At 58.8% G+C, this 24450-nt stretch carries 22 protein-coding genes and 2 tRNA genes; 23 read left to right on the top strand and 1 reads right to left on the bottom strand.

Annotated features, from left to right (window positions below; genetic code table 11):
• The first annotated feature begins 70 nt into the window (after window positions 1–70).
• The 17 genes from OGI63_RS08745 (at window position 71) to OGI63_RS08665 (ending at window position 16124) form a co-directional block, all read left to right on the top strand.
• Window positions 71–143, top strand: a tRNA-Gly gene (locus OGI63_RS08745).
• Window positions 144–356: 213 nt separating this feature from the next.
• Window positions 357–866 carry an ATP-binding cassette domain-containing protein gene (locus OGI63_RS08740; RefSeq protein WP_004217948.1) on the top strand — a complete coding sequence of 170 codons (510 nt, stop codon included), beginning with the start codon at window positions 357–359 and terminating at the stop codon, window positions 864–866.
• Between the two features lie 216 nt (window positions 867–1082).
• The gene (gene thrS / locus OGI63_RS08735) at window positions 1083–3161 is read left to right on the top strand and encodes a threonine--tRNA ligase (RefSeq protein WP_004217949.1); all 2079 of its coding nucleotides are present in this window, start codon (window positions 1083–1085) and stop codon (window positions 3159–3161) included.
• A gap of 158 nt (window positions 3162–3319) precedes the next feature.
• Window positions 3320–3991, top strand: coding sequence for a CDP-alcohol phosphatidyltransferase family protein (locus OGI63_RS08730; RefSeq protein ID WP_004217950.1), 672 nt, complete (start codon window positions 3320–3322; stop codon window positions 3989–3991).
• A gap of 61 nt (window positions 3992–4052) precedes the next feature.
• Window positions 4053–5048, top strand: coding sequence for a phosphatidylinositol mannoside acyltransferase (locus OGI63_RS08725; protein ID WP_004217951.1), 996 nt, complete (start codon window positions 4053–4055; stop codon window positions 5046–5048).
• A 59-nt stretch (window positions 5049–5107) separates the two neighbouring features.
• Window positions 5108–6277, top strand: coding sequence for a glycosyltransferase family 4 protein (locus OGI63_RS08720; protein WP_004217953.1), 1170 nt, complete (start codon window positions 5108–5110; stop codon window positions 6275–6277).
• A 53-nt stretch (window positions 6278–6330) separates the two neighbouring features.
• Complete coding sequence (locus OGI63_RS08715; RefSeq protein ID WP_004217954.1) at window positions 6331–7086, top strand: YebC/PmpR family DNA-binding transcriptional regulator; 756 nt, start codon at window positions 6331–6333, stop codon at window positions 7084–7086.
• Between the two features lie 6 nt (window positions 7087–7092).
• Window positions 7093–7674, top strand: coding sequence for a crossover junction endodeoxyribonuclease RuvC (gene ruvC, locus OGI63_RS08710; RefSeq protein ID WP_004217955.1), 582 nt, complete (start codon window positions 7093–7095; stop codon window positions 7672–7674).
• Between the two features lie 37 nt (window positions 7675–7711).
• Window positions 7712–8335 carry a Holliday junction branch migration protein RuvA gene (gene ruvA / locus OGI63_RS08705; RefSeq protein WP_004217958.1) on the top strand — a complete coding sequence of 208 codons (624 nt, stop codon included), beginning with the start codon at window positions 7712–7714 and terminating at the stop codon, window positions 8333–8335.
• 27 nt (window positions 8336–8362) lie between these two features.
• Window positions 8363–9430 (top strand): Holliday junction branch migration DNA helicase RuvB, encoded by a 1068-nt coding sequence (gene ruvB, locus OGI63_RS08700; protein ID WP_004217959.1) that lies wholly within the window; start codon window positions 8363–8365, stop codon window positions 9428–9430.
• A gap of 53 nt (window positions 9431–9483) precedes the next feature.
• Window positions 9484–9924, top strand: a complete 441-nt coding sequence (yajC, locus tag OGI63_RS08695; protein WP_004217960.1) for a preprotein translocase subunit YajC — start codon at window positions 9484–9486, stop codon at window positions 9922–9924.
• A 43-nt stretch (window positions 9925–9967) separates the two neighbouring features.
• Window positions 9968–10549, top strand: a complete 582-nt coding sequence (locus OGI63_RS08690; RefSeq protein ID WP_004217961.1) for an adenine phosphoribosyltransferase — start codon at window positions 9968–9970, stop codon at window positions 10547–10549.
• A gap of 21 nt (window positions 10550–10570) precedes the next feature.
• Window positions 10571–11764, top strand: coding sequence for an ADP-forming succinate--CoA ligase subunit beta (gene sucC, locus OGI63_RS08685; RefSeq protein ID WP_004217962.1), 1194 nt, complete (start codon window positions 10571–10573; stop codon window positions 11762–11764).
• The gene (sucD, locus tag OGI63_RS08680) at window positions 11765–12682 is read left to right on the top strand and encodes a succinate--CoA ligase subunit alpha (RefSeq protein ID WP_004217963.1); all 918 of its coding nucleotides are present in this window, start codon (window positions 11765–11767) and stop codon (window positions 12680–12682) included.
• On the top strand, window positions 12679–14040 hold the full coding sequence (locus tag OGI63_RS08675; RefSeq protein ID WP_004217964.1) for a DUF6350 family protein: 1362 nt from the start codon (window positions 12679–12681) through the stop codon (window positions 14038–14040). Before sucD ends, OGI63_RS08675 begins: the two co-directional genes overlap by 4 nt.
• A complete protein-coding gene (purH, locus tag OGI63_RS08670; RefSeq protein ID WP_004217965.1) occupies window positions 14030–15679 on the top strand; it encodes a bifunctional phosphoribosylaminoimidazolecarboxamide formyltransferase/IMP cyclohydrolase in 1650 nt (549 codons plus the stop codon). The genes OGI63_RS08675 and purH overlap by 11 nt, the downstream gene beginning before the upstream one ends.
• Window positions 15680–15833: 154 nt before the next feature.
• On the top strand, window positions 15834–16124 hold the full coding sequence (locus tag OGI63_RS08665; protein WP_012754381.1) for a hypothetical protein: 291 nt from the start codon (window positions 15834–15836) through the stop codon (window positions 16122–16124).
• On the opposite strand, the gene OGI63_RS08660 is transcribed toward OGI63_RS08665, so the two are convergent.
• On the bottom strand, window positions 16038–17060 hold the full coding sequence (locus OGI63_RS08660; protein ID WP_004217966.1) for an MIP/aquaporin family protein: 1023 nt from the start codon (window positions 17058–17060) through the stop codon (window positions 16038–16040). The genes OGI63_RS08665 and OGI63_RS08660 overlap by 87 nt on opposite strands.
• A gap of 155 nt (window positions 17061–17215) precedes the next feature.
• Between OGI63_RS08660 and OGI63_RS08655 the strand changes: the two genes are divergently transcribed.
• The 6 genes from OGI63_RS08655 to OGI63_RS08630 all read left to right on the top strand — a co-directional run bounded on the left by OGI63_RS08655 (window position 17216) and on the right by OGI63_RS08630 (window position 24445).
• Window positions 17216–17989 (top strand): pseudouridine synthase, encoded by a 774-nt coding sequence (locus OGI63_RS08655; protein ID WP_004217967.1) that lies wholly within the window; start codon window positions 17216–17218, stop codon window positions 17987–17989.
• Window positions 17986–20118: a bifunctional cytidylate kinase/GTPase Der gene (gene der / locus OGI63_RS08650; protein ID WP_004217968.1), complete on the top strand. Its 2133-nt coding sequence runs from the start codon at window positions 17986–17988 to the stop codon at window positions 20116–20118. The genes OGI63_RS08655 and der overlap by 4 nt, the downstream gene beginning before the upstream one ends.
• Before the next feature lie 82 nt (window positions 20119–20200).
• A tRNA-Pro gene (locus tag OGI63_RS08645) sits at window positions 20201–20274 on the top strand.
• A gap of 262 nt (window positions 20275–20536) precedes the next feature.
• The gene (locus OGI63_RS08640) at window positions 20537–21964 is read left to right on the top strand and encodes a UTP--glucose-1-phosphate uridylyltransferase (RefSeq protein WP_004217969.1); all 1428 of its coding nucleotides are present in this window, start codon (window positions 20537–20539) and stop codon (window positions 21962–21964) included.
• Between the two features lie 136 nt (window positions 21965–22100).
• Window positions 22101–24038, top strand: coding sequence for a helix-turn-helix transcriptional regulator (locus OGI63_RS08635; protein ID WP_004217970.1), 1938 nt, complete (start codon window positions 22101–22103; stop codon window positions 24036–24038).
• A gap of 89 nt (window positions 24039–24127) precedes the next feature.
• Window positions 24128–24445, top strand: a complete 318-nt coding sequence (locus OGI63_RS08630) for a hypothetical protein (protein WP_004217971.1) — start codon at window positions 24128–24130, stop codon at window positions 24443–24445.
• The last annotated feature ends 5 nt before the right edge of the window (window positions 24446–24450 follow it).

Below are 24450 nucleotides of genomic sequence, written 5' to 3'. Positions count from 1 at the left end.
CATACACGACACGCCGAAGTTGCGCAATCGGAAAATTATAGTAAATTAATAACTCGTGCTTCAAGCACATGCGGACATAGCTTAGTTGGTAAAGCGCGACCTTGCCAAGGTCGAGACCGCGGGTTCGAGTCCCGTTGTCCGCTCTCTTCTATTTTCAAGCACATTCTCCCACATGCCAAGAGAATGCTCAACGGAGGTCGGCAAGCACTTGCGCATCTGGACACAGTGAGTAACCCAGCAAACCAGACGCGTTACGCGTGCTGCCGTGTCCACTGTGCACAGTGATTCCCATTCGCATTCAGGTCTTACTCGCTGTTTCACACATATGCAGTACGCCATATCGGCAAGGAGCTGACATGGTAGGCAATCTGGTGCTTCACGACATCTCATATCAATACACAGATTCCAGCGAACCGCTGTTCGATCATTTCAACGCGTCATTGTCACACGGTTGGACCGCGTTGCTCGCAGACAACGGTCTCGGCAAGACCACGCTCGCGCAACTGATCTGCGGACGGCGCACACCTACGCGGGGCGAAGTACAGCCGAGTCCGCGGACGCTCATCTGCGCGTACTGCAAACAGGAATGCGTTTCGGAACCTGAGGGACTCGCAGAGTTCCGCGATGACTGGTTCGCCGAATCCATTGCCTTGCGCGACGCACTCGGCATCGGCGACGATTGGGGTTACCGGTATGACCCCCTCAGTGGCGGCGAGCGCAAACGTCTGCAGATCGCCTGTGCGCTATACTCCCGTCCCGATGTACTGGTACTCGACGAGCCCACGAATCATGTCGATGAGCATACACGCGGGATCGTGGTGAGTCACGAGCGTTGGTTCCTCGACGAAGTCTGCGGAAAACAGTGAATGGGTCTGGATACCGACCGGGAAGGCAATCCGCCTCGAGCAGATGACGGCACGTCCGAATCGCGCTGCCATCTGCTCACATTGGTTCGCCGAAGCCTGTCAGGTGTGAGACAGGGGAGCCACTTTGTCTGAACTGAACCCTAAGTTTTATGTCGTAACACTACATAGTCCAGGTCTGCACCTTGTACCGCGGACCCAGATAGCAAAGGACACCTCATGGCAGAAGCACACATCTCCATCACAGTCAACGGCGAGGCGAAGGAGGTGGAAGCAAGCCAGACCGGCGTCGAACTGTTCGCAGACGACAAGAACATCATCGCAGTGCGTCTCAATGGCGAGTTGCGAGACCTCTACACGCCTCTGCACGATGGCGACAACGTCGAATCCGTGACCCTCGACTCGCCGGATGGCACAGGCATCATGCGCCATTCGGCCACCCATGTCATGGCACAGGCCGTGCAGGAGGTACGCCCGGATGCCAAGCTCGGCATTGGCCCGGTGATCGAGAACGGTTTCTACTACGACTTCGACGTGAAGGATCCATTCACGCCGGATGACCTGAAGACCATCGAAAAGCACATGCAACGCATCATCAAGTCGGCGCAGCGCTTCCAGCGCCGAGTGGTGAGCGAAGAGGAGGCCCTGCGCGAAGAGGCTGATGAGCCGTACAAGATCGAGCTCATCAAAGACAAGGAAGATGCGCTCGAGACCGAGGCGGCCGTAGACATCAGCCATAAGGAGCTGAGTATGTACGACAATCTCGACCGTGAGGGCAATGTGGTGTGGTCGGATCTCTGCCGTGGACCGCACCTGCCGAACACCCGCTATATCAAGGCATTCAAGCTGGAGCGCGCCGCCGCCGCGTATTGGAAGGGTTCGGAGGCGAACCCCATGCTCCAGCGCATCTACGGCGTGGCGTTCCCCACCAAGGACGAGCTCAAGGCCTACCAGACCCGCATGGAGGAGGCCGCCAAACGCGACCACCGCAAACTCGGTCAGGAAATGGACCTGTTCTCGTTCCCTGACGAGATCGGCCCGGGTCTTGCCGTGTTCCATCCAAAGGGCGCCGCGATTATCAACGCGATGGAGGACTACTCCCGCGAGATGCACCGCAAGAATCACTACAGCTTCGTGCAGACTCCGCACATCACCAAGGGCGGCCTGTATGAGACGTCCGGACACCTGCAGTGGTACAAGGACGGCATGTATCCGCCGATGCATCTGGATGAGGAAAAGGACGAGAACGGCAACATCGTCAAGCAGGGCTTCGACTATTACCTCAAGCCGATGAACTGCCCGATGCACAACCTCATCTTCAAGTCACGCCAGCGTTCCTACCGAGAACTGCCGTTGCGCCTCTTCGAGTTCGGCACCGTCTACCGCTACGAGAAGTCCGGCGTGGTTCACGGACTGACCCGCGTGCGCGGTCTGACTCAGGATGATTCCCACATCTACTGCACCCGTGAGCAGATGAAGGACGAGCTCAAGAACCTGCTCAACTTCGTGCTCAAAGTGCTCAAGGACTATGGTCTCAACGATTTCTACTTGGAGCTTTCCACGAAGGACGAGCACAAGTTCGTCGGCTCCGACGAGATCTGGGAGGAGGCGACCAACACCCTCGCCGAGGTGGCCGAGGAATCCGGTCTCGAACTCGTGGCGGATCCGGGTGGCGCCGCATTCTATGGTCCGAAGATCTCGGTGCAGGCCCGCGACGCAATCGGACGCACTTGGCAGGTCTCCACGATTCAGCTCGACTTCAATCTGCCGGAGCGTTTCCAGTTGGAGTACATCGCTCCGGATGGATCGCACCAGCGCCCCGTAATGATCCATCGTGCGTTGTTCGGTTCCATCGAGCGTTTCTTCGCGATTCTGCTCGAGCACTATGCCGGCGCCTTCCCGGCGTGGCTGGCTCCCGTGCAGGCTCTCGGTGTGCCGGTGGCGGACGAATTCGCCCCGCATCTCGACAAGTTCATGAATTCGCTCGAAGAGGACCTTGTGCGCGTCGAGACCGACAATTCCGATGATCGTTTCGGCAAGAAGATCCGCAACGCCTCCAAATCGAAAGTGCCGTACATCATCATCGCCGGCGAGGAGGATATGAACAACAACGCCGTGAGCTTCCGCTTCCGTGACGGCAGCCAACTCAACGGCGTGCCGGTCGACCAAGCCAAGGCGTGGATTCTGGAGACGATCACCAAGCGTGTGCAGGTCAACAGCGTCGACGACTTCAAGGCAGCCACCGGGCAGCCTGTGGAGAATGTCGAGTTCGGCGTCGCAGACACCGACGCCGAGTAAAACAGGACGCACTGCGAATATCACGGCATTCAGCACCGGTGGGGTCAGGCGCATTCCAGCGCCGGCCCCACCGGTGTTTTTCCAAAGCCATTCGCAAGCAATATCTGCGCTGTTGTCTATTCTCATAGTGTTTCTACTCATTGACCCCAGGACACAACATGCTGGAAAAGCTTCGACCATGGTTCAAGCGGCTCATCGCGCCGATCGCACGCGCATTGACGCGAATGGGCATCACCGCGAACGCGGTGACTGTCATCGGGGCGGTCGGCACCACCATTGTCGGCATCGCATCCGGAATCACCGGATGGATGTTCTGGGGAGCTTTGGTACTCACCATTCTGGTGGTGTTCGATTCGCTTGACGGTTCTGTGGCCGCAATCACCACAGGAGGCACGAAATTCGGGGCATTCCTCGACTCCACACTCGACCGTATAGCCGACTGGGCCGTGCTGCTCGGCTGCATCATCTATTTCTTTGTGCGCAATTCCACCTTCACTGCAGCACACGCCGGGCAACGCTACGACTGGATTTGCGTGAGCGGCATGGCGTTGGCAATCTATTCGGTCATGACCTCGTTCGTCACCTCATATGCACGTGCACGAGCACAGTCAGTCGGCTACGAGGCGAAAAACGGCGTAGCGACACGGTCCGACCGCCTGACGATCATCCTGGTCGGCATGGCCATATGCGGCCTGGCCAACAATCCGCTCTGGCTCATGATCGACATGGCCGTGCTCGCATTGCTCGGCACGATCACCGTGTTCCAGCGCATCCGCGAGGTCTATGTGAGCATGCGAGCCAACGGCGACGCCGGCGTCTCCAAGCAGTGACGGCACGCAGCCGTCGCCTGTACGACCGGGCTCATAGGCAGAGTGTGAAAGGCGAATTGTGATGTTCGACAGATTGATGGCATGGCTCGCACGCCACCCGAACGCGCTGCCCGAGCGTATGGTTCGAGGGGGGTTCCTTGCTGCCGCGGATGTGACGTGGGCATTGCACATCGGTTCGGTAAGGCAGCTGGAGCGCAATCTAGCCCATGTGCTCTCCTGGCGTGACGGAACGGATCCCGATAGAAGGACGTTGCGCAAACTCTCTCGCAAGGGCATGCGTTCGTATTTCACCTATTTCTCCGAGGCAATGACCGTTGGCGCGCGATCCAAGGAGCAATTGCTTGCGCGGATCCATGGTTCAGGGGACGGATTCGAGGCGATCAAACATCAGGCGGGTTCGGAGGGGACAGGCTCCGCTCCGATCGCCATGGGACATCAGGGCAATTGGGACTACGACGGGTTCTGGGCGCAATTCGATGTGGCACCGGTGACCACGGTGGCGGAGAAACTGGCCAACAGGGAGATGCTCGACGCGTTCGTGTCCATACGCGAACATCTGGGCATGACCATCTTCCTGACAGGCACGCCGAAGCTCACCGAACGTCTTGAGGAGGCACTGCGGACTCCGCATACGCTCGTTCCGTTGCTCGCGGACCGGGATCTGAGCCGCCATGGCGAATTCGTGAACGCATTCGGATCGTTCATCCGAGTGGCCAGGGGACCGGCCGCAATAGCATTCGACACCGGAACGCCACTGTTCGTCGTCAACACCTACCGCGAAAAACTCAGCGGGGAACGACGCCGCTTGGCGCGCACACCATACGGATACGTATGTGAAGTGAGTGGGCCGATCGATGTGGAGCGATACCGTTCCATGCCTCGTGAGGAGGCAATCCGCTGCATCTGCCAGGATTGGGTGGACATCTGGGCAAGAGGCATCGCCGCACACCCTGAGGATTGGCACATGCTCCAACCGATATTCCTGGAGGATCTGGATATGGAGCGTCTCAAAGACGTCCCCGAGGAGTTGCGAGCACAAGCAACGATGTCACGGTGAAAGTCCAGCGAGTCGAGCAAGATGCCAATATGCCATCGTTTGACAGGAATACGCCGTCTTTGCATACGAAGAGCGGAACGGCAGGACAACAGAACGCACTACGTGTAGGCATCATCTGCCCATACTCGTTCGAGACGCCGGGCGGTGTGCAGAACCATATTCGCGATTTCGCCCGCCAACTGCGTCGGCGCGGGCACGAGGTCCAAGTGTTCGCACCAGGCAGGAGAACCGCGGACATGCCCCAATATGTCCATACGAACAACTCCTCGTTCGCCATCCCGTACAACGGATCGTGGGCGCATCTGAGCTATTTCCTCAACGCCGGCCATACCACCAGAAAATGGGTGCGTGACGGCGGTTTTGACATTCTGCATCTGCATGAACCCGAAACCCCTTCACTGAGCCACAAGCCTCTCGTCATGCATGATGCGCCGCCCATGGTGGCCACATTCCATGCCTCGATCGAACCATATCCACGCGCGCTCAGATTGTTCACCCGCTACCTGCGCAAATACCTTTCGCCGCTGAGGGAAGCGATCTTCGTCTCCGAGTCCGCACAAAAGACCGCCGAACACTATCTGCCACAGCAAGTGGGGGTCCAGACCATCCCCAATGGCATCGAATGCGATTTCTACCGACGCGCGGAGCCGAACCCACAATGGCAGGGCAGTCCAGAGGCGCCGACCATCGGATTCCTGGGCCGTATGGGTGAGGAGCGCAAAGGATTCACGGTGTTCGCTCAGGCCGCGAAGATTGTGCATGAGGCATTCCCGAGCGCACGGTTCCTTGTCGCAGGCGACGGACAGGAGGACGGCGGAAAAACACTCGACGCCATTGGCGCCGACAAGGGGCTGCGGGAACGCTTCGAATTCCTGGGACGTGTAAGCGATGCGGACAAAGCCAGGTTCTATCGCTCGTTGAGCATGTACGTGGCCCCGCAAACCGGCGGCGAGAGCTTCGGCATCGTGTTGGCTGAGGCGATGGCCGCGGGCTGCCCCGTCATCGCCTCCGACCTCGATGCGTTCAGGGCCGTCACCGAGGAGGGGAGCAGTGCAGCATTGTTCGTCAATCGCGATGCGAATGATTGCGCACGCCGCATGACCGAGCTCATCGAGGATCCGGCGCGCCGCCAATCCCTGTCACAGGCCGGTTCCATACGCTCCAGGAGCTTCGACTGGAATACCGTGGTCGATGAGGTACTCGAGGTGTATGCGAAGGCGTTGTCATAGAAACGCTGTAAAATCAACACGTTCTAAGAATCCGCAATCTTTGTAGGAGCAATATGTCAGGCCATTCCAAATGGGCGACCACCAAGCACAAGAAGGCCGCCATCGACGCCAAGCGCGGCAAGCTGTTCGCCAAGCTCATCAAGAACATCGAGATCGCTGCCCGTCAGGGCGGTGGCGACCCCGATGGCAACCCGGCGCTCTATGACGCGATCTACAAGGCCAAGAAGGCCTCCATGCCCGCTGACAACATCAAGCGTGCAGTCGCCCGTGGATCGGGTGCCGAAGCCGGCGGCGCCAACTATGAGGAGATCATCTACGAAGGCTATGCACCGGCAGGCGTCGGCCTGATCATCGAATGCCTGACCGACAATCGCAATCGCGCTGCGGCCGACGTCCGCTCCACCCTCGGCAAGGGAGGTGGCTCGCTGGCCACCAATGGTGCCGTGAGCTTCAACTTCGAGCGCAAGGGTGAGATCGTCGTGCCGTCCGAGGGGCTTGATTTCGACGATCTGTTCGAGAAGGCCGCAGAAGCAGGCGCTGAGGATGTGATCGACGATGGCGACACCTACACGGTCGTCACCGCTCCTTCGGATCTGATCACAGTGCGTCAGGCCCTGCAGGATGCCGGCGTCGATTACGACTCCGCGGATCTGGTCATGCGCCCGAAGAACGAGATCGAGCTTGGCCTCGACGACGCGCGCAAGGTGTCGAAGCTCATCGACAACCTCGACGATCTCGATGACGTGCAGAACATCTACAGCAACTGGACCGCGTCTGACGACGTGCTCGCCCAGCTGGACGAGGAGTAGTCATCCGTGATCGTTCTCGGCGTTGACCCCGGGCTCACACGCTGCGGGGTCGGCGTGATCGAAGCCGGCGCATACCGCCGGCTTTCGTTTATTCACGTCGATGTGGTGCGAAGTGATCCGCACGAATCGCAGGATCTGAGATTGCTCAAGATCTACGACGGCCTGTGTGCGAAGATGGACGAATTCATTCCCGACACCGTTTCAATCGAGCGTGTGTTCGCCCAAGAGAACCGAAACACCGTGCTCGGTACGGCGCAAGCGGCCGGCATGGCCATGCTGGCCGCCGCCCAGCGCGGTATTCCGGTGGCGCTTCACACGCCGACCGAATCGAAAATGGCGATCACCGGCAACGGCAAGGCGGAGAAGATCCAGATGGAGCGCATGGTGGCTCGGATTCTCAATCTCAACGCATTGCCCACACCCGCGGATGCCGCAGACGCCTTGGCCATCGCCATATGCCATGCACTGCGCCCATCCGGTGCACTTGAAGGCGGCGAACGCGAGCAACATCTCACCCCGGCGCAACGCCAATGGGCACAGGCCACGCAGCATGCCACCCGTAGAAGGGGAGTCCGCAGAGGCATGTAAACTACCGAACATATGTTCGAATTCGGCAGGAGGACTAATGATCGGAATGCTCAAGGGCCGGGTCGAGTCGGTGGACACTTCCAATGCGGTGGTGGACGTCCATGGGGTTGGATTCGAATTGCGTATGCCTTCCAACGATCTCACCGCCATGCATATGGGCCAGGACGTCAAAATATACACATCCATGAGCGTCTCGCAGGACGCCATCACGCTGTTCGGATTCCTCGACGCCAGATCGAAACGCATGTTCCTCCAGCTGCAGAAGGTGAGTGGCGTCGGACCGAAGGTGGCGCTTTCGCTTCTGAGCACGCTGGCCCCCGACGACCTTGCACAGGCAATCCACGACGGTGACGACAAGGCCTTGTCACGCGCCCCCGGTCTGGGCCGGAAAGGTGCCCAGAAAATCATCCTGGAGCTCAAGGGCTCGATTGACGTCGACAAAATCGAAACAGGGGAGCCAACTTCCACGCAACGCATCCCAACCGACAAGGGGGTCGAACAGGTGGTTGAGGGTCTCATGTCGCTGGGCTGGAAGCAGGCGGATGCACAGCAGGCTGTGGATTCGGTCATTTCCTCCAGTGGCATCGCGTTGCCACTGGAGGAAGGCAATGTGCCGACTGTGCTCAGACTGGCATTGACATCACTGGACAGAGGGAGGTAATTCGTGGCAATCGCGAACATGGAGCCAATGGAGTATTCCGGAGCCGACAACCTCGATGCCCGGGATGAATCGTTGCGCATGGTGTCGGCCGTGCCGGTCGGCAATGAACCGGTGAGCGACGAGGAGCTGCGTCCTCATGTGTTGGAGGGCTTCATAGGGCAACCCAGACTGAAGGCCCAGCTGCAGCTTTTCCTTGATGCTGCCCGCAAACGTGATGTGGCTCCTGATCACATCCTCATGGCGGGTCCTCCCGGCTTGGGCAAGACCACATTGGCCATGATTGTGGCCAATGAGCTTGGGGTGCCCATCCGGGTCACGTCGGGACCGGCGATTCAACATGCTGGAGATCTGGCTTCGATTCTCAGTTCGCTGGATGTGGGCGAAGTGTTGTTCATCGATGAGATTCACCGACTTCCACGCGCCGCGGAGGAACTGCTGTATATAGCCATGGAGGATTTCCGCGTGGATGTGATGGTGGGCAAGGGGCCTGGTGCCTCTTCTATTCCACTGACGCTGCCTCGGTTCACCGTCATCGGAGCCACCACTCGCGAAGGCATGCTCCCCTCACCGCTGCGCGCCCGATTCGGCTTCACCGCGCATCTGGATTTCTACCCTCACGAGGAACTGGAAAAACTCATCGAACGCTCTGCCTCCGTGCTTGGCCTCCCATTGGAGGATCAGGCTGCGCGACAGTTGTCGCTGCGCTCACGCGGCACACCACGTATTGCGAACCGTTTGCTTCGGCGAGTGCGCGACTGGGCTATCGTGCACGATCTCGACAGCGTGGGGGCGGACGATGTCAAAGACGCACTGGCTCTCTACCAAATCGATTCCGAAGGACTGGACCGCCTGGACATCGCCGTGCTCAATGCAATTGTCCGGCAGTTCAACGGTGGCCCGGTGGGTCTCAACAACCTATCCGCCATGGTGGGGGAGGAGGCCGAGACAGTGGAGACTGTATGCGAACCGTATCTGGTACGTGAAGGCTTCCTGATTCGCACCCCGAAAGGCCGTCTCGCCACCGCCAAGGCATGGGAGCATTTGGGTCTCAAACCCGACGACGGTACCCCCGATGATGTCAGCAAGCTATTCTAAGCTTAGGATTTCGTGGGCTATTGCCCCTTCTCATGTTTTTAAGGAGTCCACTCATGGAATATATGATGCTCATCGTTCTCATCGTCCTCATGGGCGTTATGATGTTCTACTCTTCCCGGAAGGCCAAGAAGCAGCAGCAGGAGCGTCAGGCGTTCCGCACGAGCCTCGCTCCGGGCACTGAGGTCATCACCATCGGAGGCCTGATCGGCAAGGTCGTGGAAGTGGACGAGCAGTACGAAGAAATCGTGCTCGACTCCGAAGGATCGCTGCTGCGCTTCAGCCTGCAGTCGGTCAGCCGGGCCTATGTTCGTCCGGCCTATGTGAGCGACGACGACGTCGACGAGAACGGTAATCCACTGCCGAAGGACGAACCGGCGCAGATTACCTCGAACGAACCGGAATCCGACGGTTCCGAGACCGTCGTGGAGGAAACCTCCGTGGTTGAGACCCCGGAGGACGCGGATTCCTCACCGTTCGAAACACAGTCCAAGTAAACTGCCAATACCACCGCCAACCCGCCGATCAACGAAGGTGAACATGTCACAGACCGACATTCATGTGGCCAATGCTGCCAGCATGTCGCAAGACGATGCCCGCTACCTCATCTCACTCATTCGCACCGTTCCGGATTTCCCCCGCGAAGGCATCCTGTTCCGCGATTTCATGCCAGTATTCGCCGACTCCCGAGGGCTTCGTATTCTCCTCGACGCGCTCATCGCCGCTTTACCGGTGCACACAGACGAATTCGATGCGGTCGCAGGCCTTGAAGCACGTGGGTTCCTGTTCGGACCTGCCCTTGCCGCACAACTCGGCAAGGGATTCATTGCCATTCGCAAGGCCGGGAAGCTGCCTCCACCGGTGCATGCATGCAGCTATGCACTCGAATACGGCAAAGCCACCTTGGAGATCGAAGACACCAGTGTCCGAAACAATGAACGTATACTCATTGTCGATGACCTGATCGCCACCGGCGGTTCGGCTGCGGCGGCGAAGGACCTCATCGAATCGGCTGGAGGCAAGGTCGCAGGCTACGAATTCGTCATGGAATTGGAGGGCCTTGACGGACGGACGGCGCTCGGCGACTATCCATACGGCTCGTTGTTGAAGATGCCCGCTTAGGAAACAGTGGAGTAGAGGAATATGGATCTTTACGAATATCAGGCACGTCAGCTGCTCGAAGAGCAGGACATCGATGTGCCGAAGGCGGTGTTCGCACAGAATTCACATGAGGTGGCCGAAGCCGCCGACATCATCGGATATCCGGTCGTGATCAAGGCACAGGTGAAGATCGGACATCGCGGGCAGGCAGGCGGTGTGCGCATTGCACATGACCGTGACGAGGCGATACTCATCTCCGAGGATATCCTTCCGATGACCATCCATGGTCATAAGGTGAGTGGCATCCTGGTGACCGAAGCCAAGAACATCCTCCACGAATACTATGTGTCCATCTCGGTTGATCGCTCCTCGCGCGACTTCGACGTCCTGGCCACGGCCAACGGCGGCACTGAAGTCGAAGAAGTCGCACGCAAGCATCCGGAATCTGTGAAACGGCTGCATATAAGCGCTCTTGAGGACTTCGACCTCGAAGCAGCAACAAAAATGGCCGAGAGCATCGGCTTCTACCACGCGGATTCAGCTCAGGCGGCGCAGATCCTGCTCAACATGTGGCGCTGCTTCAAGCAGAACGATGCCACCCTCGTGGAGATCAACCCATTGGCCAAAGTCGGCGACCCGGACGACGAATCTTCGAAGTCGTTGTGCGCATTGGATGCGAAAATCTCACTCGACGACAACGCAGCCTTCCGTCACGATGGATGGAAGCGCTTTGCCGACCCGATCGTCCCGGATCCGTTTGAACAGCGTGCCCGTGAACACAATCTGCATTACGTGCATCTCACCGGCGAGGTCGGTGTCATCGGCAACGGGGCGGGCTTGGTGATGAGCTCCCTCGACGCCGTCGCATTCGCGGGCGAGGAACAGGGCACCGGTGTGAAGGCCGCGAACTTCCTCGACATCGGCGGGGGAGCCTCCTCGCAGGTCATGTGCGAAAGCCTTGAGATCATTCTCTCCGACCCCCAGGTGGAATCCGTGTTCATCAATGTGTATGGAGGCATCACCTCCTGTGAACAGGTAGCTCTCGGCATTCTCGAGGCGGCGGATCAGCTCGGCGCATCCAAGCCGATGGTCGTTCGGTTCGAGGGGAACAAGGCCGATGAGGGGCTTCGGATTCTCGCCGAGGCCGATAACCCGAACATCCATGTATGCGAGACCATGGGGCAGGCGGCCGCCGAGGCGGCTCGTCTCGCCGCCCATGGCAAGGAGGAGCGTTAAGTGAACGTGTTCATCGAAGATGACGCACCCGTCATCGTACAGGGCATCACCGGTCATCAGGGCATGACGCACACCGCACGCATGCTCAAGGCCAACACGAATATCGTCGGTGGCGTGAACCCACGCAAGGCCGGCACCACCCTCGAATTCGAAGATGGAAACGGCGTCCCCGTCAGGGTACCGGTGTTCGCCACTTGCCAGGAGGCAAAAGACATCACCGGTGCCAAGGCATCGGTTGTGTTCGTTCCCCCTCGTTTCGCCAAGGACGCCGTTGTCGAAGCCGTCGAAGCAGGCTTCGAGGTGGTTGTCGTGATCACCGAGGGCATCCCCGTGGCGGACTCCGCCTATTTCGTGGAACTCGCTCTCAGCAAAGGCGTGCGCATCGTCGGGCCGAACTGTCCGGGCCTCCTCACCTTGCCGGAATCCACCGATACACATGGCGTCAACCTTGGCATCATTCCCGACGGCATCGTCTCGCGTGGCCCGTTGGGATTGGTATCCAAATCCGGCACACTCACTTATCAGCTCATGGGCGAACTCTCCGACATCGGTTTCACGGCCTGTCTCGGCGCTGGCGGTGATCCCATCGTGGGAACCACGCTGCTCGAGGCGCTCGAAGCCTTTGAAGCCGATCCGAACACCAAGGCGGTCATGATGATCGGCGAGATCGGAGGCAATGCCGAACAGGATGCCGCACAATGGGCCGCCAAGAACATGACCAAACCGGTTGTTGCCTACATCGCCGGATTCACCGCCCCCGAAGGCAAGCAGATGGGGCATGCGGGGGCCATTGTGTCCGGAGGCAAGGGGACTGCTCAGGATAAGCAGGCGGCACTTGAGGCGGCCGGCATCCGAGTGGGCAGAACCCCCTCCGAGGCTGCGCAGATCATGCGTGAGGTGCTTTCCGCGCAGATATGATGAAGCAGATAACGCCCTGGTTGAAAGGTGTGCTCGCACCGGTTCTGGTCATGGTGATCTTCGCCATTCCGGTCGGTGTGTTCATGGCGCTGGCCCTGCTGGTCTTCGCCATGGAAGAGGGCGGCGAGACGATGTCGTCGTTCGCTGTCCCACTCACCAGAGTCATTGTGTTACTCAGTCAGGGTATCGGCATGCATGCCGGGGCGATTACCCTGACCATCACGCCTTTGCTCCTGACACTAGCGATGATCCTGCTAATCCGTGCCGTCTACTCCCACTGGAGCACGGATCTGCCAGCCTATCTTGCGGGCGTGGCAACTTGGATTGTGCTCTGCCTATGGTGCAGCGGTGAAACACGCATCCAACTCACCGATTCCATTTGGCTCATCGCGCTCAAATGTGCGGTGGTGTTTTCCCTGGGCTTCGCGTGGAGAGCGTTGCCCGGCTCCGCACTGATGGACAGGGGGCGCCTCTACTGCCGCGAGCACATCTCCCAACCAGTGCGTTCCAGCATTCATGTCGGTGTGCGTCTGGCCTTGCGATTGCTGGTGATATTCCTTTCCATCGGTTTGATTACCGTGTTCGTTTGGATTTGTCTGGATCATTCCAGCATGGTCACCATGTTCAAGACAATGCACATGAACACCGGATCGCGCATCCTCATGTGCATCATGGCCTTGGCATGGTTGCCCAATATGGCGTTATGGGCATTGTCATGGGTATTCGGCGGCGGATTCCACATTGGGCAGGCCGCCTCATATTCGTTGTGGTCGGCGCAGATTCACGAGTTGCCTTCGCTTCCCATATTCGCTTTGTTCCCCCATCCTGTCGACAATGCGGGCATTCGCACCTGTCTGATGCTGATTCCGGTTATGCTGGGATTCGTGTTCGGTTTGCTCATGTTGCTGCTCCACCGGGGTTTCCATGTGCGGGGCATTGATCCGAATGAGCCCGTGGACGTACGCGATTTGCTGTTGCGCTTCGCATACCCGGCTGGCGCATTCTGCATCACGGCCACACTGGTCTCCCTGATGAGCAGCTTGGCATTCTGGCTGGCCAATGGGTCGCTGGGAGTCGGCAGGCTCCGTGATGTCGGGGTTGATGTGATGCGCTCCACAAATGTGGTGGCAAGGCCATGTGCGATTGGTCTGGGAATATCCTGGATCAGCGCGATCGTGATCGTTGCCATCCACTCGCTCATGCTCATGATGTTGAAACGACGGGCCGCAAACCGCACTTCGTTGCCGTTGGAATCCGCGGATTCCCCTGATGACGAACGCAAAGAACACAAAACCCCCCATACCCCACGCGTGGTCAATTCCACGTTTACGCAGAAGGAGACGAAAGGTGACGACTAACCGACCGATTCGCAGGGCGTTGGTCTCGGTATTCCACAAGGAGGGCATCGAGGTGCTGGCCCAGGCATTCATTGATGCCGGAACCGAGGTGGTGTCCACTGGTTCAACCGCGAATAAGCTGGCAGAGCTCGGTGTGAATGTGATCGAAGTGTCGCAGGTGACCGGTTTCCCGGAATGCCTCGACGGACGTGTCAAGACGCTTGATCCGCATATCCATGCCGGGATTCTGGCTGATATGACGAATGAAGACCATGCCCGGCAGCTCGAGGAATTCGGTATCAAGCCATTCGACCTGGTGGTGGTCAACCTGTATCCGTTCGCCGATACCGTGCGGTCGGGAGCTGGGGAGTCCGACGTCATCGAAAAGATTGACATTGGCGGACCATCCATGGTTCGCGGGGCTGCGAAAAACAGCGCCACGGTCGCTATTGTCACCGATCCGACGGACTATGCCTTGGTGGCCACGCGCATCGAGAACGGCGAGGGATTCTCCTTGGAGGAACGCCGTTGGCTGGCGGCGAAGGCCTTTGCCCACACAGCTGCCTACGATGCCACGATCAACGAGTGGACCAGTGCCCATTGGCCGAAACCTGCGAGCATCGACGAGACCATTGACACCATCGCTGACGCGGGTACCGAGGATCCGACCGAGCAGGTGAAGCTTGGCAAGTTCCCAGCCCAATACACCCGCTCCTGGAACCGCGCGCATATTCTGCGATACGGTGAGAACCCCCATCAGGATGCCGCCCTGTATGTAGATCCGCTCAATGTCCGCGGGTTCGCCGACGCCGAGCAGCTTGGCGGCAAACCCATGAGCTATAACAACTATGTGGACGCCGATGCCGCGTGGCGCGCGGTATGGGATTTCGCCCCCCAGATCGCCGTCGCCGTGGTCAAGCACAACAACCCGTGCGGACTGGCCGTGGGAACCACCGTCGCCGAAGCACACCGCAAGGCACATGCCTGCGATCCAATGAGCGCCTATGGCGGTGTGATTGCCTCCAACGCCACGGTGACGCTGGAGATGGCCGAATACATCCGTTCGATTTTCACCGAGGTCATTGTGGCCCCCGATTATGAGCCCGAGGCCCTCGCACTTCTCCAAGCCAAGAAGAAGAACCTGCGCATCCTCAAGGTTGCCGAACCCCCCAAGGCCAAATACCAGTTCAAGCAGATCGACGGAGGGTTGCTTGTACAGTCCACCGATCTGATTGATGCCCCGGGAGACCATCCGGATGCTTGGAAGCTTGTTGCCGGTGAGGCCGCGGACGAGCGTACGCTCAAGAATCTCGAATTCGCATGGCGCGCCATTCGTTGCGTCAAATCCAATGCGATCCTGATTGCCGACGATATGGCGACGGTAGGCATCGGCATGGGACAGGTGAACCGCGTGGATTCGGCGCATCTGGCCGTGGAACGCGCCAATACGCTCGATGATGGGCGCAACCGCACGAAGGGCGCGGTCGCCGCCTCCGACGCCTTCTTCCCGTTCGCCGATGGCGCCGAAATTCTCATTGACGCCGGCGTGCGCGCCATCGTGCAGCCAGGCGGATCGATTCGTGACGAGGAGGTGTTCGAAGCGGCACGCAAGGCCAATGTGACCATGTACGTCACCGGCACACGCCACTTCCTCCACTGAGTCATTTGCCCTTGAAACCGGCTGTTCGAACCGGTGTATGGCAGATGACGCATGGAAGGCCCGACAGCCGCACGGTTGTCGGGCCTTCCATCATGTTACGGGCATACATGCAGGGGATAGGGTAAAGTATGCAGCAATCACTGGGAGGAGCACCATGAGCAGCCATCATCCATTTGTCTCTGAGAGCCATGAGGGCAAACCCGCATTCGAATGGGGAGTGGCGCTCTGTGTGGTGGTCTCCACCGTATTGGCTGCATGTGGCAAAGCAATGGCCGCCACAGCCCTACTGTCTGTGACGGCCATTGGAACCAGTGTGCTACGGACTGTGTTGCGGGAACGCAGCCCGTGGAAGATTCGCTCAGTGACGTTCGACTCCATCTGCGGAATCAGTCTGGGAGTCATCCTGTTCGGTCTCTTCCTCAGCGTCCTCTTCCTCAATCACTGAATAGTCGTTGTCGGTCTGTTCTCCGGTCAGTGGAACATTGTAGTTCTCTGCTTCGGCGATCTGAACCGCCTCGGCCTCATCTTCCGCCGGAACCTCACCGGCCTGTGCCATGGCGGCCTCGGCTACATCCGAGTCGACGCTGGTCTTCGGAGTGCCCAGCAGCTGGGAGACGATGATCACCAACGCCACAATGGCGGCGGCGAGAATGGCGGTGACCCAGAACACCCAGAGTTGGGCAAGCGGTTCCTGCGTGAGACCCTGCCCCTGGGCGAACACGGCGATGCCTGTGGCACGGGCAGGATTGATGGAGGCACCCGTCACAGGGAAGCTCATGGCTGACGCGGCAGCATAGGCAACACCCATAACCAGCGCATAGTCCGACCTCACCTTGCCATGCTTGCGCATCGAAACCATGGCGGCCGCCACGACGATGATGGAGGCAAGCAGCTCGACGATGATGGCGACGGTGATGCTGAACGTGAGTCCCAGCGAATTGAGCGATGTGTACAGCGACGAACCCTTGTCGTATCCGTTCACTGCCATGGCATACCACTGGTTGGCGGCGACGCTTTCGGAGGTGGGCAGCACAAGCCTGAGCAATCCGCCGGCGACAATGGCGCCGAGAATCTGCGCGACGATGTAGCAGATGCCGTCCCACACCTTCGTCTTCGAGGTGAGCATGGCGGCCACGGTGACGGCCGGGTTGAACTGTGCGCCGGAGATTCGTGCGAAGATTGCGGTCATGGCCGCGTAGATCACGCCGACGCAGACGGTGACGAAGGCAAGGTTCACGTTATAGAACGCCGAACCGAAAGTGCACATGAGATAGATGGCGAAGCAGATGAGCAGGGACCCAGCGAACTCGGAGAGTGCACGCGCCCACAGATCATGCCCTTTCTTTGGCTGGACTGAAGCGGTTGTTGTCGTATCGGTCATATTGTTCCTTCATTCAAATGGCAGACGCAAAGCGTTTTGCGACCGGAACCCATCATACTCAACAAGCTGTGCAAGTGCTCGTCAAGGCTTGACGGAGTACCGTCCGCACAGTATATTGAGAAAGTTATATGTTATTCGGCCACGTTGGGAGAACGATGCCACATATCTACAGTCAAGCCAGAAAACAATATGAGAACGACGGCGACGGTATTCGCCTGCAGAAGCTTCTGGCGCAGGCGGGATTCGGGTCCCGCCGCAAATGCGAGGAAATGATCACCGACGGCCGTGTCGAGGTCGATGGCGAACTCGTCACCGAACTGGGCACCCGAGTCGACCCGAAACGCCAGCAAGTACGTGTCGATGGCTCACGCATACGACTGAATCCGCGGCACATCACCTTGGCCTTGAACAAGCCACGCAAGGTGCTGAGCACGATGGACGATCCGAAGGGGCGCTACACGCTGCGCGACATCGTCGGCGACAAATATGAGCGCATCTTCCACATGGGGCGTTTGGACTACGATTCCGAGGGCCTTATTCTCATGACGAACGACGGCGAACTAAGCCAGCACGTCATGCATCCGAAATACGAGGTGGAGAAGACCTACATCGCCACGTTGGAAGGTCATATGAGCGGCACAGTATGCCGTCGTCTCGTACGCACCGGCGTACAGCTCGACGACGGCTGGATCAAGCTCGACCACTGCTCGATCATCGATTCGAACCGTGACCAGACCATCGTGAAGGTAGTGCTCCATTCCGGGCGCAACCGCATCGTCCGCCGCATCTTCGGTGCCATTGGCTTCCCGGTCAAACGGCTGGTGCGTACGCAGATCGGCCCAATCAAGCTCGGTGACATCAAATCCGGGTCCTACCGTGTGCTGTCGCAGGATGAGGTTCGCGCACTCTCGAAGGAGGTCGGTCTATGATTCGTGTGGCAATCGATGGCCCTGCCGGCGTGGGCAAGTCGTCCTCGTCGAAGGCCCTTGCAGACTATTTTGGATTCGCTTACCTCGACACGGGCGCCATGTATCGTGCATGCACATGGTGGTGCCTGGAGCGCGGGGTCGACCTGGATGCGGACCATGTGGATGAGCAGCAGGTGACGGAGATTGTGGCGGCCTTCTTCACCGACGGCCATTTCGACATCAGCGTCGACCCCCAGCATCCCGGCGTCTTCGCCGACGACGTCGACATCAGCGAGCAGATTCGCTCGCAGGAGGTCTCATCCCACGTATCCAGACTCGCGGCGATTATGCCGGTGCGCAACGTGCTCATCGCGGCGCAACGTGCCTACATCGCGGCTCAAAGCGCCGATGATTCGTTCTCGCACGGCCGTGGTGTCGTAGCCGAGGGGCGTGACATCACCGACGTCGTGGAACCCGGTGCGGAGGTGCGCATCCTGCTCACGGCCCGAGAGGAGGTGCGTCAGGCACGCCGCAACAGGCAGGAGCAGACCGGTGGAGTGGGCAGCGATGATGTAGCGAAACGCGACGCCGCCGACTCGAAGGTCACCCACTTCACGGAGGCTTCGGATGGTGTGACGACGATCGACAACTCCGACATCGATTTCGGGGAGACGCTCGATCTGATGATTGGTCTGGTCGACGACGCGATCGAGGAGCAGGCATACCGGCAATATGCCGCCAATCTCGACGATTACGAACTTGATGAGGGCGATGAGGGTCTGCTCGACGGCTCCGCATTCAGTGCAGACGGAGAGTCGGACCGCCGCAAGGCGGTGGGCGTCATCGCAGTGGTGGGTCGTCCGAACGTGGGCAAGTCGACATTGGTGAACCGCATTCTCGGACGTCGCGCCGCGGTTGTGGAGGACACTCCGGGTGTCACCCGCGATCGGGTGAGCTATGACGCCGAATGGGCGGGCACTGACTTCAAACTGGTGGACACCGGCGGCTGGGAAGCCGACGTCGAAGGCATCGACTCCGCCATCGCGTCCCAGGCTCAGATTGCCGTTGAGCTCGCGGACTCCGTGATCTTCGTGGTAGATGCGCTCACCGGGCTCACACAGACCGACGAGCGCATCGTGAAGCTGCTGCGTCAGGCTGGCAAACCCGTCACCGTCGCGGTGAACAAGATCGACGACCAGATCAGCGAGTATATGGCCGCTGAATTCTGGAAGCTCGGCCTTGGTGAGCCATACCCGATCTCTGCCATGCATGGAAGGGGAGTGGGGGACCTGCTCGATGAGGCCGTTGCGCAAATGAAAAGCGCCGAAAAGACCTCCGGTTTCCTCACGCCATCCCATCTGCGCCGTGTGGCGTTGGTGGGCAGACCGAATGTGGGTAAGTCGTCGCTGCTCAACCAGCTCTCGCATTCGGAACGCTCGGTGGTGAACGAACTTGCTGGCACCACGCGTGATCCCGTGGATGAGATCGTGACCATCGACGGCGAGGATTACCTGTTCATCGACACGGCGGGCATCAAACGTCGCCAGCACAAGCTGTCGGGCGCGGAGTACTACTCCTCGCTGCGCACCCAAGCGGCCATCGAACGCTCCGAGCTCGCCTTGGTGCTGTTCGACGCCTCCATTCCGATCTCCGATCAGGATCTCAAGGTCATGAGCACGGCGGTGGATGCAGGCCGTGCGGTGGTGCTCGTATTCAACAAATGGGATCTCATGGATGAATTCGACCGCCAGCGCATGGAGCGGTTGTGGAAGACCGAATTCGACCGTGTCACTTGGGCGCAACGTGTCAATCTCTCGGCGAAGACCGGTTGGCACACGAACCGTTTGGCCAAGGCGATGACGCAGGCTCTCGAGTCTTGGGACAAGCGTATTCCGACGGGCAAGCTCAACGCATTCCTCGGCAAGATCCAAGCCTCGCACCCGCATCCGGTGCGTGGTGGCAAACAGCCTCGCATTCTGTTCGCCACCCAGGCGTCAAGTCGGCCGCCGCGCTTCGTGATCTTCGCTACCGGCTTCCTGGAGCACGGGTACCGACGCTTTCTGGAGCGTTCGCTACGTGAGGAATTCGGATTTGAGGGATCACCGATTCAGATCTCGGTGAATATTCGCGAGAAGAAGCGCCGTAAGTAGCGATTCCAATGGCCGACGCGCGCAGCGTCGGCCATTATTCGCCCCCTCTGCTATATTGTGTATTCGTTGCCTTTGAGCAATACGGACCATAGCGCAGTTTGGTAGCGCACTTGACTGGGGGTCAAGGGGTCGCGGGTTCAAATCCCGCTGGTCCGACTTCATGGGATTTCTGCCCACCTCATTTTCCGTCGTCGATCAATCTGCCGTATTACAAGGAATCAATTCGAGATGATCGGACGAGACTTTCAAAAAATTAACATACTAATTCTTTTCTCTTCGTTGTTTACATATTTTCAACTGAAACTAGGAAATGAATTCGAATTGTCATGCAAAAGATGCGAATCCTTGGAAAAAAGGCTACACTTGGCACAGTTGGCATAACGATACAGGGATCCTCTTCGTATGAGAAAGGTTTGACATGACCGACGCATTCGAGCGAACCGCCGAGAAGATGAAGGCCCACGGCCTGAGCGAGACGGCCATAGCCCAATTCGAGCATCTCTATGATGTGTGGCAGCACGAGGACGGCACCACTTGGATTCGCGAGGAGGACATCGAGCCGGTCCAGGACATTCCCAATTTCGCGCAGATCTATGAGACGATCAACCACGACAAGGCGGTCGACGCATTCGCCAAGACGGCGTTCCTCAAGCTCAACGGCGGTCTGGGAACCTCGATGGGGCTCGACTGCGCAAAATCATTGTTGCCGGTTCGCAGGCACAAAGCCAAGCAAATGCGCTTCATCGACATCATTCTCGGACAGGTGGAAACCGCACGCAACCGACTGGGCGTGGAGCTCCCGCTGACGTTCATGAACTCGTTCCGCACATCGGCCGACACCATGAAGGTGCTCAACCGAGACAAGCGGTTCCATCAGGATGATATTCCGATGGAGATCATCCAGCACGTGGAGCCCAAGATCGATCTTTCGACGGGGGAGCCGGTGTCATTCCCCTCCAATCCCGATCTCGAATGGTGCCCACCCGGGCACGGCGACCTGTATTCGACCCTCTGGGAATCGGGTCTGCTCGACATTCTCGAAAGCCACGGATTCAAGTACCTGTTCATCTCGAACTCAGACAATCTGGGGGCACGTCCGTCACGCACTCTGGCCCAGCACTTCGAAAACACCGACGCTCCGTTCATGATCGAAGTGTCGAAACGCACCGAAGCGGATCGCAAGGGTGGTCACATCGTTCGCGACAAGGTCACCGGTAGACTCATGTTGCGCGAGATGACGCAGGTGGCCCCTGAAGACGCGGCGGAAGCCAAGAACATCGACAAGCATCCGTATTTCAATACGAACAACATCTGGGTGCGCATCGACTCCCTACGCGAGAAGCTGGCACAGAGCAACGGCGTGCTCCCGTTGCCTGTCATTCGCAATTACAAGACCGTCGACCCAACGGATGCCTCCACCACCGAGGTGATTCAGCTCGAGACCGCGATGGGCGCTGCAGTGAGTCTGTTCAATGGGGCGATCTGCGTCGAGGTGGACCGCATGCGCTTCCTGCCGGTGAAAACCACCGACGACCTGTTCATCATGCGCTCCGACCGCTTCCATCTGACCGATCAGTACGAGATGGAGGACGGCAACTACATCTTCCCGAACGTCCAGCTTGACACGCGCTTCTACAAGAACATCCATGATTTCGACGACCGCTTCCCCTACGGCGTGCCATCGCTTGCAGCGGCTGCCTCGGTCACGGTGGAGGGGGATTGGACCTTCGGCCGTGATGTGAACTTCTATGGTGAGGCGACATTGCATGATGAGGGTAGGCCGAGTTATGTCCCAAACGGCGAATTCGTAGGACCGCAGGGTATAGAGCCCGACGAATGGCTGTAGAATTGTTCGCAGAAAAGAAAATTTGGTCTTTTTCGGTGTTTCAGTACACCATTTGAGGAAAAGGCCCTTATGATAATACAAGGGGCGTTTGTGTGCGCCCACTTTGATTTAAAACGATAACGATACGTGAGGACTAATGGCTGAGGGTAGTAACGGCAGGCGCCGCTTCTCGGATAAGTGGGGCAAGCATGAGCTTGATGTGCTGGCAGTGTTGTCGTCCGCTTTTCCGCAATGGCTGACTTCCCGCCAGATCGCCCAGCGTGTGAAGGCATACGCTGACTCCTACGGTGAACTGGCTGATCAGGCCGCGAAAGCGGCTTTCGCGAAGCAATTCCAACGTGACCGCGCTAAGCTGGCGGCCATGGGAATCGCCATAGAGTCGCGGCAACCCGAATATTCCTCGAAATCCGAAGGTCAGGATTTCGCCTCGTACCGCCTTCAGCTCGGAGACGAGCCCCGTATTCGGCTGAAGTTCCAGCCGGAAGACATGCCGGTGCTGGCGGCCGCCAACTATCTAGCGCGATCGATGTCCATGTCGTCCGCCCCACAACCTCAACCGCAACACGTCTCTCGCACGGCACCGCGCGTGCCGCAGACGCCGATTCCCGGTCTCGGCCTTGATTCGATTGCACCTGGTCTGGGCACCCAGCACATTCCCGAGAATCTGGTGAAGGAGGTGGATTCCCGCCGATTCGCCGCCACGCTTTCCGTGAACGGCGAAAGTCTGAACGTCGCCTACACCGACACCGACGATCTTGTCATGTTCGTGCTTGAGCACCCGAACACCTCCATTGTGAACCCGCCGGAGGCCGTGGACGCATTCCGGCGGCGCCTCAATGCCGCCATCGGCTTCCAGCTGGCCGATGACTCTGCGAACATGTCCAGCGCCAAGGTGGCAGCCCATGCCATTGACGCCGGCGACGAGGCGGAGGACGAGGATGGTGCGAACGGCAAAGGCCATAAGAAGAGCTCGTTCCAGACGGGAAGCGAAGTGGATCGCCGTCTGCGCCTCATGCTGTTCCTCTCCGCCCACATGGGAGAGGAATACTCGCTCTCCGAACTCGCCGTGCGCTTCATTGGCGTCCCCAAGAATGACGACGAGCGCAAGAAGTTCGTACAGACAATTCACAAGGACATCAACACACTGACCACCGTCTCCGACGATGGCGAGATGGCTGGCAGCCAGTTCTTCGACATCGACTGGTCGTTGCTCGAGGCCGAGGGCATTGTATGCGCCACGAACTCCCTCGGCCTCGAACGTCTTGCCGGAATCTCGCCGCAATACATGAGCATGCTCACCGCATCGGTGAACTATCTGGCCCATGCACCGCTGCTGCCCGCCGAGGAACGCAGCCAAGCGGTTGACCTCTATGACCGCCTGCGCCAGTATGTGGAACCGGGTCAGACCCCTTGGCTGAGTCTGACCGGCTACGAGGTGGAACCGCGTTCCTTCGGCATTGTGAAGAAGGCAATCGCTGAGCATGCGTTGCTGGACATGAAGTACACCGATGGTTCTGGCCGTATTCGCGAGCGTCTGGTGGCACCATCCAAAATCTACGTGGACGAAGGCGTGTATTACGTGGCCTTGTGGACCGATGTCGAAGACGTCGCCCCGGCGGCGCTGCACAAAATCGTGCATAAGGACATGACGATTAACAAGGAGACCGGAGAACCTCGAATCTGGCAGATCCTGCGCATCGCGCGCATAGAGGAGGTCCAGGAGGTGGAACCGACCAAGCCGATGCAGATTCCAGATGTCTCTGTGAGCGACCTGCGCAAATGGAGCATCGAGACCTCCACATCCGCCGCCTTCATCACCGATCAACCGCATTTGGAGTTCATACGCACACTCGGCGATGCCGAGGTGGAACCGTGCGGTGAGGGGGAGAAGGTTCGACTGCAGATTCAGTCTGACTCGTGGTTCGTGGCGTTCTGCATTGCTCATGCCCGCCATATTCTGGCAGTGGCACCGGAGACCTTGCGCACGATGATTATCGCACGCGCCAAGCGTGAGCTGAGCATGCTCGACGAGAACGGCGAGGCCGATTCAGCCGAGGAACATCATGCCCGCTGATGCGGTGCGTGTAGAGGTATATTACATGACGGACGGACGCCATCGCGCCCGGTGGAATTGACAGGACGACGCAAGGAAAGAGGTAATGCATGCCGTGGTGGATCTGGTTGATTCTGGCCCTTGCCATGCTGGCGGTGCTGATTGCCGGCATCATCTACGTGATCATTCACGGACTCCATGCGCTCCAGTCGGTGCAACGGACCGGTGAGGCGGTCTCTGAACGGATTGCCCTCATGTCCGATACCGAGGGCACCCGACACCCCAAGGAGCGTCCCATCTTCACCGAGCCACTCGAGGTGGCCGCCAATCGATACACGCAGGCCCATACGAAGGTGGACAAACGCAAGCGGGCACGTCGTGAACGCTATGCACGAATCTGGAGCAGGTGGGCCTCATTCAACGACTGACGTGG

The organism is Bifidobacterium sp. KRGSERBCFTRI (assembly GCF_025908335.1).
The sequence above is the reverse complement of the archived record's forward strand: the minus strand, read 5'-3'. Positions and strand labels throughout refer to the sequence as shown.